Annotated in this window: 10 protein-coding genes; 1 reads left to right on the top strand and 9 read right to left on the bottom strand. The window is 47.6% G+C overall.

Annotated elements, in window-relative coordinates; translation table 11 throughout:
• Nucleotides 1-142 precede the first annotated feature (142 nt).
• Nucleotides 143-1579, top strand: coding sequence for a S8 family serine peptidase (locus GX019_03180; protein HHT36162.1), 1437 nt, complete (start codon nt 143-145; stop codon nt 1577-1579).
• 77 nt (nt 1580-1656) lie between these two features.
• On the opposite strand, the gene argF is transcribed toward GX019_03180, so the two are convergent.
• From argF to GX019_03135, 9 genes are all read right to left on the bottom strand, one after another.
• Nucleotides 1657-2598, bottom strand: coding sequence for an ornithine carbamoyltransferase (gene argF / locus GX019_03175; protein HHT36161.1), 942 nt, complete (start codon nt 2596-2598; stop codon nt 1657-1659).
• Between the two features lie 54 nt (nt 2599-2652).
• On the bottom strand, nt 2653-3843 hold the full coding sequence (locus GX019_03170; protein HHT36160.1) for an acetylornithine transaminase: 1191 nt from the start codon (nt 3841-3843) through the stop codon (nt 2653-2655).
• A complete protein-coding gene (argB, locus tag GX019_03165; protein HHT36159.1) occupies nt 3833-4711 on the bottom strand; it encodes an acetylglutamate kinase in 879 nt (292 codons plus the stop codon). The genes GX019_03170 and argB overlap by 11 nt, the downstream gene beginning before the upstream one ends.
• A 21-nt stretch (nt 4712-4732) precedes the next feature.
• A complete protein-coding gene (gene argJ, locus GX019_03160; protein ID HHT36158.1) occupies nt 4733-5941 on the bottom strand; it encodes a bifunctional glutamate N-acetyltransferase/amino-acid acetyltransferase ArgJ in 1209 nt (402 codons plus the stop codon).
• Between the two features lie 5 nt (nt 5942-5946).
• Nucleotides 5947-6981, bottom strand: a complete 1035-nt coding sequence (locus GX019_03155; protein HHT36157.1) for an N-acetyl-gamma-glutamyl-phosphate reductase — start codon at nt 6979-6981, stop codon at nt 5947-5949.
• Nucleotides 6982-7303: 322 nt separating this feature from the next.
• Complete coding sequence (locus GX019_03150; GenBank protein HHT36156.1) at nt 7304-9472, bottom strand: sodium-translocating pyrophosphatase; 2169 nt, start codon at nt 9470-9472, stop codon at nt 7304-7306.
• A gap of 218 nt (nt 9473-9690) precedes the next feature.
• Nucleotides 9691-10554, bottom strand: coding sequence for an EamA family transporter (locus tag GX019_03145; GenBank protein ID HHT36155.1), 864 nt, complete (start codon nt 10552-10554; stop codon nt 9691-9693).
• 34 nt (nt 10555-10588) lie between these two features.
• A complete protein-coding gene (locus tag GX019_03140) occupies nt 10589-12178 on the bottom strand; it encodes a diguanylate cyclase (GenBank protein ID HHT36154.1) in 1590 nt (529 codons plus the stop codon).
• Nucleotides 12179-12192: 14 nt separating this feature from the next.
• Nucleotides 12193-14070: a methyl-accepting chemotaxis protein gene (locus GX019_03135; GenBank protein HHT36153.1), complete on the bottom strand. Its 1878-nt coding sequence runs from the start codon at nt 14068-14070 to the stop codon at nt 12193-12195.
• Between the last annotated feature and the right edge of the window lie 399 nt (nt 14071-14469).

Below are 14469 nucleotides of genomic sequence, written 5' to 3'. Positions count from 1 at the left end.
GAGCGCCGTCGTCATGGGAGTCTGAGAGACAAGCCTCCCAGAGAATACCACAAAGCAATCATGAGAAACGATTTGAAACCTGAAGTTATTGCTGCATAATGTCCAAAGTTAGGGGTTTGAACCGATCAGCTTTGATCCGAGTTTGTCTGAGAGTGAAACCAGAGTTAACCTCCAGCAAGCCGGGTTCGAAGTTCTGGCAAAACTGTCAATATTAAACGCCTACTTGGTTAGACCGGTTGAAAAAGAACCGGAAGTTTCGATTTTCAGTGCCTTTACTCTTCCGGGAGTCCGCTACGCTCAGCCAAACAACACGGTGCAGCCGCTGGCGGTCACTTATCCAAACGATGAGTTGTTCCCTGCCCAGTGGCATTATTCGTTGATCAGACTTCCCCAGGCATGGTCAGTCACGACCGGCAGCAGATCGGTGCGCATTGCCGTAATTGATACTGGTGTAAAAAAAGACCATCCGGAGTTAAAAGATAACCTTGATTTTGACTATGGTTTCAACTTCATTGACTTAAACCCCGATTTTGACGATGACAATGGACATGGAACGCATGTAGCCGGGACGATTGGCGCTGCTGCCAATAATGGCATCGGAGTTGCGGGCATTATGTTGGATGTAGACCTGCTTCCGCTTAAAGTCATGGACAGCTCAGGGTCAGGAAATACATGGGATATAGCTTTAGCGGTCCTATACGCAGCAGGCCTGCTGGAAGAAGCTAGTCTGCCATCAAATCCCTACCCGGCTGATGTGATCAATCTTTCCTTGGGTAATGATGAATATGAAGAATTTATGCGCGAAACCATAGAACTAGTGTTAAACTCCACAGACACTGTAATTGTTGCGGCTGCGGGTAATGATTCCGGTTTTGTTCGGTACCCTGCCGCCTACCCCGGTGTAATCGCAGTAGGCGCGGTTGATTATAACTATCCGAACGCACCAAAACGCGCTCCATATTCCAATTGGGGCTTTGAAATCGATGTAGTAGCTCCAGGCGGCGACATCTTTAAAGACAGCAACGGCGACTTGAGCCCAGATGGGGTTCTCAGCACTTGGATTGATGGCAAACCCGGTGATTACCAGTATAGCCAGGGAACCTCGATGGCCGCACCACATGTAACAGGAGTTATTGGGCTCATGCTGTCTGCCGGGATTCCCAGCAATCAGGTGTTAAATATTCTGCACCGCACCAGCATGCCTCTTGATGGGGACAGTGTCAGTCTGTTTTATGGACACGGCTTAATCAATGCCTATTGGGCGGTAAACGCTGTGGATAAAATGCGGATTGTTGTAGGAACAAGAACAGGCGATCTGGTAGAAGCGATTGCAGAAGCCTCAGTTAATCCAAATGGAGGAAATTTCGAATTCACTGATCTACCCCCGGGAGATTACCAGGTCTTTGCTTGGGTCGATGTCCAGCCGGGATCAGATAAGATTGAGCCGGGCGATTATTTCGCCGAGACAGCCCTGTTCAATTTCCAAGGCAGTCAAGAATACAGCATCCAAGGCAAGGTTGCTGAAATCAGCGCTGTTGATACTGAGATAAATGCAGCGCTGCAAATAACTGTAAAGTAGTTAGACCACCAAGACCCCAGCTGAGCTGGGGTCTTGCTTATAATGAATTTCTGATTGTGTCTATGAGAAGCCACTGATCAGCAGACTGGGTTCTCAGTCTGCATAATTAAGGCCATAATCGCTTTTTGAACATGGAGCCTGTTTTCCGCCTCATCAAATACTTTCGACTTAGGTCCTTCCAGCACATCCTCACTGATTTCTTCACCGCGGTGAGCCGGCAGGCAGTGCATAACTATGCAGTTATGATCAGCCAGTTCCAAAAGCTTCCCGTTGATCTGATAGCCGGCAAAGTCCTTAATCCGCTTTTCTTGCTCGGCTTCCTGCCCCATGCTGGTCCACACATCAGTATACAGCACATGCGCTCCTGACGCAGCAGCCTTAGGATCATGAACAACTTCAATGCTTGATCCGGTCTGAGCAGCTATTTCCTCGGCCCACTGCAGTACCTGCTCGCTCGGTTCATATTCTTTAGGACACGCCAGTACAAAATCAGCACCAAATTTAGCCGCTCCCAGCATCAAAGAGTTAGCTACATTATTTCCATCACCGATAAACGCTATCTTTAAACCCTTAATCCTGCCGAAGTGCTCATAAACCGTTAGATAATCTGCCATCGCTTGACAGGGATGAAATAAATCTGTGAGCCCGTTGATAACAGGAATAGTGCTCCAGTATCCCAGCTCCTCTACTTCACTGTGGGAATGGGTGCGAATCATGATTCCGTCCAAATAGCGGCTGAGCACCCGAGCAGTGTCAGCAATTGTTTCTCCCCGTCCAAGCTGAATATCCTGTTTGTTTAGATAAAGAGGCGCTCCGCCGAGATGGAGAATTCCCGCTTCAAAAGAAACCCTCGTTCTAGTGGAAGATTTGCAGAAAATCATACCCAGGGTCCTGCCTTTAAGCAGGGAACTTCGCGGCTCCTTTTTCATGATTAACGCGGTTTCAAGAATATGCCAGAGCTCTTCCGGTGTAAAATCCCGCAGAGTCAAAAAGTCTCTTCCGCGAAAACTTTGGGAAATCGGTTTTTCCAAAATCGCTGTAATCTGTTCCAACAAACTCACATCCTTTCGTTCTTAAGATTGATAAACTTCCAGCGCGCCTGCTAATATCTCCAGCGCCTGATCAACATGGTCCTTAGTGATAATCAGCGGCGGCAAAAAGCGCAGGGTATGCTGCCCGGCTGTGAGAATCAGTAAACCTTTATCTCGGCAGTAAGCCACCACATCCCCTGCTGGCTGGTTTAATTCCACACCAATCAGAAGACCTAAGCCGCGGACATCCCGAATAATCGGATACCGCTCCTTTAGCGCTTCCAACTGCTTCAGAAAATACGCTCCTACTTCTGCGCAGTTTTCCACCAGTCCATCTTCGATCACCTCAACTGCTGCTAAAGCCGCTGCTGCAGCGAGAGGATTGCCTCCAAAAGTTGAAGCATGATCTCCCGGTTCAAAAATATGTGCTGTCTTCGGTCCCGTTAACACTGCGCCAATCGGCACGCCGCTTCCCAGCGCCTTGGCCAGAGCCAGAATGTCAGGTTTAATGCCGTAATGCTCAAATGCAAACATCTTACCAGTTCTGCCGAATCCAGTCTGAACCTCATCAAGAATCAGCAGGATGTTTTCATCCTCACACAGCTGGCGGACAGACTCCAAGTATCCTTGAGGCGCAGGCACAACTCCACCCTCACCCTGAAGTGGTTCCAGCAGTATGGCTGCTGTTTGGGCAGTCGCCGCTTCCTTAAGAGCTGTAATGTCACCGAATTTTACCGCTTTAAACCCTGGAAGCAGCGGTTCAAAATGCTTTTGGTACTTGCGCTGGGCGGTTGCCGAAAGAGCACCCATCGTCCTGCCGTGAAAGGACTGCTCCGCGACAATGATCTCATAAGCCCCGTTTTTCTGCAGCTTACCCCACTTACGGGCAAGCTTGATCGCTGCTTCGTTAGCCTCAGCTCCGCTATTGCAGAAGAATGCCTTGGCTAAGCCGCTGAGTGAGCAGAGCTTCTCCGCCAATACGGCCTGGGCGGGGATATGAAATAGATTCGAACAGTGGATAAGCTGCTCAGCCTGTTTTTGGATAGCCTCAACAACCTTTGGATGGCAGTGACCCTGATTGGCAACAGCGATGCCGCTGACAAAGTCCAAATAGCGTCTGCCATCTCCATCCCACAAAAAGCAGCCTTTACCTTTTACTGCCGCAATCGGCCAGCGTCCATAAGTACCAAGAACATACTGATCGGTTAAAGCCTTCGCCTGTTCATTGGTCATTCCTGGCAGCCTCCTCTTTAACGACCATAGTGCCGATACCCTGGTTAGTAAATATCTCCAGGAGAATTGAATGCAGCTGGCGCCCATCAATGATGTGGGTGCGGCCTACTCCTTTTTCCAGCGCTTCGATACAAGCTTCGACCTTGGGAATCATGCCTTGATTGATGTGCCCTGAGGCAATCAGCTCCCGCGCCCGATTCATACTCAACTGAGAAATGAGTGTATCAGGATCACTGGGATCAGCGAAAATTCCCTCCACATCTGTTAAAATAATCAGCTTTTCCGCATTCAGTGCTCCGGCTAAGTAGCCGGCTGCCCGGTCAGCGTTAATGTTGTAGCTCTCACCGTCCGGTCCAACTCCCACAGAAGTGACCACAGGAATATACCCTTCGCGGCTTAAAGTCAGAAGAGGTTCAGGATTAATCCCCACAATCTCACCTACAAAGCCGAGATCCACATCTCCCACATATTTTTGCGCCTGGATCAAGTTTGCGTCTTTGCCGTTTAAGCCAATCGCTTTAGCGCCATAGCTGTTAAGCAGAGTCACCAGCTCCGCGTTGATCTTACCGATCATCACCATCTGGACAATTTCCATTGTTTCCGCGTCTGTCACTCTCAACCCATTGACAAACTCAGGTGTCCTGCCTACCCGCTGCATCATATCAGATATCTCCGGACCGCCGCCGTGAACGATGATGGGGTTCAGTCCGATATACTTTAAGAGCACAAGGTCCTGACAGACGCCTTCTTTAAGCTGCTGATTGATCATGGCATTTCCGCCATATTTAACTACGATTGTACTGCCGTAGAAATTGCGGATATAAGGCAGCGCTTCTACCAATACTGCTGCTTTATCAAAACCGGTCACAACATCCCCTCCATCCACCGCTCAGCTCCGATAGCTGGCATTTATTTTCACATAATCATAAGTCAGATCGCAGGTCCAAGCTTTCGCTTCCTGATCCCCTTCTCCTAAGTCGACTGTAATGACAATCTCACCTTGACTGAGAAGCACTAAAGCCTCATCCTCATCAAAATCAACTCCGGTGCCATTTTCTACTATTTTTAGTTCCCCCAAATACACCGCAGTTTTATCGGGATCAAACACCCCACCGCTGTAGCCAGCAGCGCAGAGTATCCTGCCCCAGTTAGCATCTGCTCCAAAAATGGCTGCTTTCACCAAGTTGGAACCGGCAATGCTGCGGGCGATGGTGCGAGCTGCCGCTTCACTTTGGGCGCCTTTTACATGAAGCTCCACAAACTTGCTTGCCCCCTCGCCATCCTTGACTATCAGCTTGGCCAGCTCCTCCGTCACCACACCTAGAGCCTGGCAGAACAATTCGTATTCCGGTCCCTTATCCGTAATTGGCACCGCACCGGCCTGCCCGTTGGCCAAAACAATCACCATATCATTAGTGCTCGTATCTCCATCCACCGAAATCATGTTAAAGCTTTTAACCACCGCCTCCCGCAGTGCTTTATGCAGCAGCGGCTGGGCTATGCTGATATCAGTGGTAATGAATGCCAGCATGGTGGCCATGTTGGGATGAATCATACCGGAACCCTTAGCAATGCCGCCCAGCCGCACAGTTTTGTCTCCAAGCTCAAACTCAACGGCATACTCTTTGGGAAAAGTATCGGTAGTCATGATCGCTTGGGCTGCATTAAAGCTTCCCGCCTCACTCAACTCAGATACCGCTGAACCAATACCCTCGTTAATCTTGCTCATGGGAAGGGGCACACCGATAACTCCGGTGGAGCTCACCAGAACTTCTTCCGGACTGCAGCCCAAATGCTCTGCTGCCGCGGCTGCCATTGCCTGAGCATCAAGGATCCCCTGTGGGCCGGTGCAGGCATTAGCATTGGCGCTGTTGATCACCACTGCCTTTGCTGTCCCACTCCGCGCAAGATGTTCTCTAGTTACTTTGACAGGAGCAGCCTGAACCAGATTAGTGGTGAAAACACCAGCAGCAGCAGCCGGAACCTCGCTGGCAATTACTGCTAAATCAAGCTTTGTCTTCTTTAACCCACAGTGCACTCCGCTTGCTTTATATCCTTTGGCAGCAGTAACGCCGCCTGCAACTCTTCTCACACTCATCCCTCCTACGGATACATGGCTGGATGGTCAATTCCTAACCGCTCACTCCAGCCTGCCATGATACTCAGATTCTGAACAGCTTGGCTCGCAGCGCCTTTTCCTAAGTTATCAATGGCAGAGACAATCACAGCCCTTCGCGTTCGCGAATCATAAACAGCACCGAGATCGCAGAAATTAGAACCAATCACATATTTAGTTTGGGGAAGCACTCCTGGCGGTTGAATGCGGATAAAGAACTCATTTTGATAAAATTCCCGATATAGCGCTATCAGCTCATCAGTTGACTGTAACGAATCTACACCAAGTGTAATCGTGGTAAGAATTCCCCTAACTGCGGGAACCAAATGCGGTGTGAAGGAGATTCTAACCTCTGAATCAACCAGACCGGAAAGCTCCTGCTCTATCTCGGGAAGATGCCGATGACTGCCTACTCCGTAGGCCGTAAGGTTGCCTGCGCAGTGAGAAAAGTGGTAGCGCTCTCCCAAACCTCTTCCCGCACCTGATACTCCAGATAGGGAATTAATTATAATTGAATTTAAATTCCCTATGCCTGCTTTTAAGATGGGAGCTAGAGCTAAGATGATACTGGTAGGATAGCAGCCCGGATTGCCAATGAGAGTGGACTTTCTAATCTGATCACGATGAATCTCCGGCAGCCCATAGACCGCATCACCCAAAAGTTCTGGCGCTCCATGCTCCTGCTGATACCATTTTTCATACACGCCCCGATCTTTAAGCCTAAAATCAGCTCCCAGGTCAATCACCTTCTGGCCTGCTTTTATCAAGTCTACCGCTAATTCACTCGATACTCCGTGAGGAACAGCCAGAAAGACTACTTCGCAATCATCCACTGCTTCTGGCGCTGCAATTTTCAGATCAAGGTCAGGTACATTTAGGGCTGGATTTATATCCTCCAGAGTTTGACCGACACTGGTTCTGGCCGAAACCGCTGTGATTTTTACTTTAGGGTGACGGACTAACAGCCGCAGCAGTTCACCGCCGGTATAGCCCGAAGCACCAATAACGCCTACTTTCAGCATCGCTAATTCTCACCTCACAATTATTGGCATAATTATATATGAATCATGTATAAAAATACAACACCAAAAGACGATTTTGCTTAAATTTTTATATTTTTACATTTCAATAATACAATCGGAGCATAAAAAAAGCACCAACCAATGATTGGAGCCTAAATTCAGCCAGTTTCTCCTGGGTGACATCTTTTTCCCTGCGCAGCATTCTGATCCTCTCTCCGATTCTACTTATCAAGCGCAATGGTTAACCTGGCAAAAGAAAAACCGCTAACGCGCTCAAAATGCACATTAGCGGTCTAGCTATTCAAATGTAATTAATTAGATACTAAAACAGATTGATCAGCCAATCAAAGAGATTATATTTAGAGAAGATAGCTACCGCGATCAGGGAAATTGTGGACATGATCTTGATTAAAATGTCCAGAGAAGGTCCAACAGTATCCTTTAGCGGATCGCCTACAGTGTCTCCTACCACCGCAGCAGCGTGTGTTGTACCACCTTTTTCATGTCCTTCCATTAAACCAGACTCGATGTACTTCTTGCCGTTATCCCAGGCACCGCCGGCATTCCCGGTAAACAGTGCCAGCATGATCGCCGACAGGATCGAACCGATTAATAAACCACCGACAAAGTTCGCTCCAAAGATAAATCCTCCTACAACTGGAGCAAACAGCGCGAGATATGAAGGAAACTTCATTTCCTGCAGCGCTCCCTGTGAAGCAATAGAGATACAGGAGTTAACATCCGGTTCTTCGGTGCCATCCAAAATTCCCGGTTTTTCTTTAAACTGACGGCGCACTTCATCTACCATTTTGCGCGCAGCTTTAGTTACCGACTCAATGAGAATACCGGAGAACATATAAGGCAGTGCAGTACCAACCATAGCACCAACCAGGGTCAGCGGATTAATAATGTCAAGAATAGGATCTACATCAGGCGGTGAAAATGAAAAGATGTAAGCTACCATCAAAGAGGTAGCAGCCAAAGCAGCTGAGCCGATCGCAAACCCTTTACCGATCGCGGCAGTAGTATTGCCAACTGAGTCGAGCTTATCTGTAATATCCCGCACTTCATCATCAAGTTTGCTCATTTCAGCAATACCACCGGCATTGTCAGAGATCGGACCATAGGTGTCGACGGTAACGGTGGTAGTAACAAAGGACAGCATACCTACAGCTGCCATAGCAATACCGTACATACCGGCAGCACCATAAGCAGCGATGACAGTGGCCCCTAACACCAACACCGGCAGCATTGTGGAGCGCATACCAACTGACATACCTTGAGTAATAGTCAAAGCGGGACCCTCAGTGCTAGCAGCCGAAATACTTTTGGTCGGAGCATAATCATAACTGGTGTAATACTCAGCGATAAAGCCGATTACTACTCCTGCCACGATTCCTAACACAGAAGCGACCCATGGTGAAAAGAGGCCGAGATTAAAACTGATGCCGGTTAAATCCTGATTTCTAAACATCAGCCAGCATCCTAACCCAGAGAGCACAATGGTAAGACCTGCTGACACCATTGTAGAAATATTTAGTTCACGGTGAGGATCTTCAGAAAGTTCTTTCAGAATAATATAAGCAATACCTACGATGCAGGCAAGCACCCCAAATCCGGCAAGAACGATGGGATACAGAAACATTTTTTCCAGCAGGGATGAACTCATACCTGCGTTTTTGGCCTCACTGGAAAGGAATAAGTGAAAAGCAAGGATAACTGCTGATGAGATGGCGCCCACAAAACTTTCCAGAAGGTCCGAACCAAGTCCAGCTACGTCTCCCACATTGTCGCCAACGTTATCTGCAATAGTAGCAGGGTTTCTGGGGTCATCCTCTGGAATACCGGCTTCCACTTTTCCAACTAGGTCTGCGCCCATGTCTGCGGCTTTAGTATAAATACCGCCTCCCACACGGAAAAACATAGCGATAATTGAACAGCCGAGCGCATATCCGGAAATAGTCATGGTAAATGGTGAAAATTCAATTCCCAGCCAGTTCCGCACCATGTACACATTCTCAATTGACAGCTGTTTCAGCAGAACTCCAAAAACTACATAGACGATCACAATACCGAGAAGTGCAAAGCCACCCACACAAAGCCCCATGACTGAGCCGCCCTTAAAAGCAACCTTAAGGGTTTGGCCGAGTTTCTTGGTAGTTCTGGCAGTATTTGACACGCGCACATTCGCATAAGTAGCGATCCGCATACCTACCAAAGCTGCCAGCGAACTCATCACTACCCCAATCGCAAACGCGACTCCAACATACCAGCCAACAAGTAAACCCATCAACACTGCAACAACTAAAGCGATAATAGCGATTACCCTAAACTCATAGTTCAGAAAGGTAACTGCGCCCATGCGAATACGCTCTGCAATTACTTTCATCAGCGGGGTACCTTCATCCAACTTTTTAACTGAATAAAAGTTAAGGCCTGCGTACGCTATTGCAAGGATACTTGCTAAAAATACTAGAATAAGCCAACTCAACTTAAACCACTTCCTTTCTAAAATTCTAAAGCGCTTAATATGTTGTCCCGGCTGAGTCGGAACTGGGGCATGTTAACAGGCGCTCCAAGATACATATTAACATTAATTATACAAAAGTTAAATACAAAACATGAATATAAAATAAATTTTGTCCGAAACACATTTTTCCAGCTGCAGTAACCAAACCCCGGCTCAGCCAGGGCATCAATGTTGAGGCTTTACAGCAGAAGTGAAAGGGTACCAGCCACAATCAGGACTAAGCCGACAGCGGCATTTGGAGAAAGCTTTTCTTTGAGGAAAAAATAAGAGAAGGCAATCGTAAAAACGATACTCAATTTATCAATCGGTACAACAGCACTGGCAGGACCAGTCTGGAGTGCTCGATAGTAGCAGAGCCAGGAGCCGCCGGTGGCAAAACCCGACAGTATAAGAAACATCCAACTTCTGCGGTCTATTTCTTTAATTGTCTTATGCTTATCAGTTGCAAACACAATTGCCCAAGCAAGAATCAATACTACGACTGTGCGTATTGCAGTTCCCAAGTTTGATTCGATCCCCTCGATTCCCACTTTACCGAGAATAGCGGTCAAACTGGCAAAAACAGCCGCGCCAAAAGCATACAGCATCCAGAGATTGCTTTCTGTTTTTAGATTATCTCTGGTTCTTTTCTTATAGACCATCAAGAAGGTACCGCTGCCGATTAATATCACAGCGATAGCTTTGAGCAGGGTAACCTCCTCTTTCAGCAGGATAAAAGCTAAGATCATCGTTAAAACCGTACTGGATTTATCGATTGGAGTTACCTTGTTCACATCCCCGATCTGTAGAGCCTTAAAATAGCAGAGCCAGGAACCTCCGGTCGCCAATCCTGATAAGATGAGAAAAAGTAAGGTCCTGCCGTTCACATCCGCGAGCGTTCGCTGCGAACCTACAATAAACACCATCAGCCAGGAAAACACCAGCACCACTGCTGTTCTGATAGCTGTAGCCACATTGGAATCTGTGTTTTTAATGCCAATCTTGGTTAAAATAGCAGTCAAACCCGCAAATACAGCCGAGCCAAAAGCAAAGAAAACCCACATCCCGCCTATCTCCTTCCATAAATAGGTTGACCGGTCAACCCTCAGCTGCAGATGCTTCGCTTCTCGCAGCAAACTCAATCCGGTTGCGACCGGAAGCTTTAGCTTTATACATCAGCTTATCAGCGGTATCGACGATCTCCTCGAGAGATAACTTAGGCGAATACTCAACCGCAGTTACGCCGAAACTCGCAGTAATATACTGGGAAACCGGTGATGTTTTGTGCTCAATTTTAAGCTCTCTAATCTCTTCCTGAATCCGTTCAGCAACCTTTACCGCCTCGCCTAGATCCGTATCAGGCAGGATGCAGGCAAACTCCTCGCCACCATAGCGAGCTGCCAGATCAACTGATTCCCTGATGCAGTTCTTCAACACACCGCCAATCCGCCGCAGACAGACATCTCCCATTACATGACCGTACTGATCATTATAGGCCTTGAAATGATCAATATCGAACATAATGATGGAAAGCTTGGATTTCGAGCGGCGAAGCCTTAAATATTCACGTTCCAGTACAGCATCAAAACACCTGCGGTTGGCAATTCCGGTTAAACTGTCAGTATTGCTCAACTCAATTAACTGGCGGTTAGTCTCTTCAAGCGCCAGCTCAATGATTCTGCGCTCATTAATATCTGTCAGCATAGCAAAGGAACCTTCGAATCTACCGAAATCATCTAGAATAGCTTTGGCAGAAACCAAGAACCAATGCTCCTTTCCATCCTTCCGCAAAAGACAGCACTCATAAACCGAGTCCTTTCCGCTCCGCCGCAGTGACTCTTGCAAATCACTTACATAACGGTATTCCTCGGGAATAAATGAAGAGTATGTCCTGCCGAGCATTTCCTCCACCGTGTATCCCAAAACAGATGCTATCTGCTCGTTGGCAAAAGTGAGGCGGAAATCCTTGTCGAACACCCAAATACCCTCAATAGCAGTCTCCACAACCCTCTGAAACTGAATTCTGCTCTTTTCCAAGCTGTCTTGGATCTGGGCGATCTCCTGATCACTCTTCTCTTTAACGATCATCAGCAGAATATAGCTGCTGACCAAAAAGATCGAGTAGCTTGTGATCGGAATTACCGCGGCTGTGTCGCCGCTGAGACTCATCGCAAAAGAGGGGAAGATTAAACACAGCGCAGCAGCAGTCAAAAAAACCAGTCCCGCTGCAAAGTAGAAGACTCCTAAGACCTGCTGCAGAAACGAGGCGGCTTTATGTTTGTGAACTAAAAATATGCTGGGCAGAAAGTAGAATATGCTCTGCAGTAAAAAGAATACACCGCTTTCGAATGGGCTGGGCACTGACACAGTCAGAGAACCAACAGCAATTATGCCTAAGGATACCAAGACATGCGTCCGGCGTCCAACATCCTTGCCGGAGAGAATCCGGACCGCCCAAGCCTCGTATGCACAGCCGATGAGCAGCGTCACTTTGGCAATTACTGTAAGGCCGTTGAAGGCCGCAGCTCGATGAAAAAACATCAGGGAACCGGCTGCTTGCAGAAACTTTGCCGCAATCCAAAAGGGAACCTCATGACGGGATGTACCTCTGAACCTTAATGCTACTAAGAGCAGTCCATAAACAAAGGAACCTAACGCCAGCATCAGCACCACAGTAGCTGTGTTCATGATATACCCCTCTATTACTCGCTGTGCTCGTTAACCTTAAAACTTTCAATTAAAGATTGGAGGTGCTCAGCCATCTCACTTAAGCTGTGCACAGATGAAGAAATCTCCTCAATAGTTGCTGACTGCTCCTCGGTAGCAGCAGCCATTTCCTGAGCTCCAATGTCAATGTTCTTTGCATCTTCGCCAATTGCTTTAATTCTGTCTGCTATTTCATTTACCGATCCGATAATTGTAGATAACATCCTACTGCTGTCACCCACAACTTGCGATGTTTCATCAACGCTGACCACACTTTTATGCATGCCATCAACAGCCTTTTGGGTTTTCTGCTGAACATCAGTAATCAGATTGCGGATATTATCCGCAGCGAGGCTGCTCTGATCGGAAAGCTTGCGAACCTCGTCTGCCACTACAGCAAAACCACGGCCGTGCTCACCTGCTCTAGCTGCCTCAATAGCGGCGTTTAGCGACAGCAGATTAGTCTGCTCAGCTATGGCTGCAATGGCCTGAACGATTTTTTCGATCTCCAAAGAGCTTGTACCCAGGCTTTCAATTACCTCCGACAGCTCCTCAATGCTCTGCCGCAGTTCTTCCATCTGCCGAGAGATTCTATCCAGCGCTGTTTCTCCTTCTGCTGCCATGGACGCAATATCTGCAGCTGAATCTGCTACTTCACCAACACCGCTATTCATGTGGGTGACTGTCTGGGAAAAGTTGTTAGCACTGGCTGCTACCTGCTCAATCGAAGCTGCAGTTTCTTCTGAGGCAGCCGACAGCTGGTTGGAAGTATCCAAAACCTGGTCCGCCGAAACCTTGACATTTTCAATGATACTGCGGAGGTTGTGGATCATTTTCCCAAACGAAGAGGCAAGCAGGCCAATTTCATCCCGCCTCTTAACCGCAATAACCTCGGTTAAGTCACCACCGCTCACCTTTTCCGCGCTCTTAGTCAGCTTCACAATTGGATCAGCTAGGGATACGGACAGCCGATAAGCCAGCGCAAAGCCAATTGCCAAAGCTGCTGCAATTGTAATCACTATGATTACCCGGATTTGGTTGACAACTCTAAGCACATCCTCTTCATCGGCTTCAACTGCTATCGACCAGCCGTTTTGATATACATGTGCGTAAGCTGCAATTCTATCACTGTTATCGAACCTGAAGCTGTCCACACCAGAGTTACCTGCCACCATTTTGTCAACAATCGGCTGCATAGACGGTACCTGAGTAAACAGATCTGAAGTGCCAACATAATCTAAATTGGGATGACCAACGATTATTCCTGCCTCATTGATCAGCCATCCATGACCGAAACCAGCTAGATTCATACTCGCTGCCAACTGCTGCAGGTAATCCAGAGTAACCGAAAATGCTGCTACCCCAACCGGTTCGGTTCCGCTCTCGCCATATACAGGTCTCGCCAGCATAACGATGGCGACATTTGTTCCCTGAGTAATCATGGGTTCTGAGTATACCACTCTCTGCTTTGCTAGAGCATCGATAAAATAATCCCGCTCTGCGATATTTATCGTCAGCCCTTCGACTGTGTGCGCCGTCCCTGAAAGATCAGCCAGCAGAATTCCGCCGTAAGCAGGTCTTTCCTGCAGTAAGGCATTCATGATCACCCTTGCATCATCCAGTTCAAACTTTCTGACTGCCGGAATCAAGGAGAACAGATACATGTCATCTTCAACCGCTTTAAACCAGTTGGAAATAATCTCTGCATTCTTCTCAGCAACCAGCTGAGCCTCGCGTTCAATACCGGAACTAACTATTCGCTTAGCATTGATATACGAGAAGATACTTGTTCCGACTATCAGGACAGCAATCACCAAACAGATAGATAAAATGAGTCTCTGTTTAATGCTGAACCGCACAACACCGGCATTCATGGGAAAACCTCCTCCGGATATTTATGGCAAAACGGCTGCGCATTTACTGAGCAAATAAGTATGTAATCATCTATTATTTCGATTTTATCCGACGTTTTCCTACATTCAAATCATTAATTAACAATTTTTTGATACAGGACAAGTACAGATTTGGCAGTATGTCTTTACCAGCGATCGTGAGCTGGAGCAGATCTCAGTTTATCCCTCCATGCCCGGATCAAAGCTGCAAACTTCCCTGAAATCTGCATTAATTTAGACGCAATAATGCCACCTGCCTCCAAATAACAGGTGCTTGATTAAAGGTTATCCAGAGCCTTATTATTCACAATCGCGGTATACAACCGATCTTTCAGGACAGCTTGACTTGTTATTTCATCAGCTGGTCCGAGATGGATGCGG

This window comes from Bacillota bacterium (assembly GCA_012837335.1).
Lineage (GTDB): Bacteria > Bacillota > Limnochordia > Darwinibacteriales > DTU012 > DTU012.
The sequence above is the reverse complement of the archived record's forward strand: the minus strand, read 5'-3'. Positions and strand labels throughout refer to the sequence as shown.

Bases quoted from the DNA above. Each gene is read 5' to 3' on its own strand.
- GX019_03170 (HHT36160.1), bottom strand. From the start codon at position 3,843: ATGACCAATGAACAGGCGAAGGCTTTAACCGATCAGTATGTTCTTGGT.
- argJ (HHT36158.1), bottom strand. From the start codon at position 5,941: ATGAGTGTGAGAAGAGTTGCAGGCGGCGTTACTGCTGCCAAAGGATAT.
- GX019_03155 (HHT36157.1), bottom strand. From the start codon at position 6,981: ATGCTGAAAGTAGGCGTTATTGGTGCTTCGGGCTATACCGGCGGTGAA.
- GX019_03145 (HHT36155.1), bottom strand. From the start codon at position 10,554: ATGTGGGTTTTCTTTGCTTTTGGCTCGGCTGTATTTGCGGGTTTGACT.
- GX019_03140 (HHT36154.1), bottom strand. From the start codon at position 12,178: ATGAACACAGCTACTGTGGTGCTGATGCTGGCGTTAGGTTCCTTTGTT.
- GX019_03135 (HHT36153.1), bottom strand. From the start codon at position 14,070: ATGAATGCCGGTGTTGTGCGGTTCAGCATTAAACAGAGACTCATTTTA.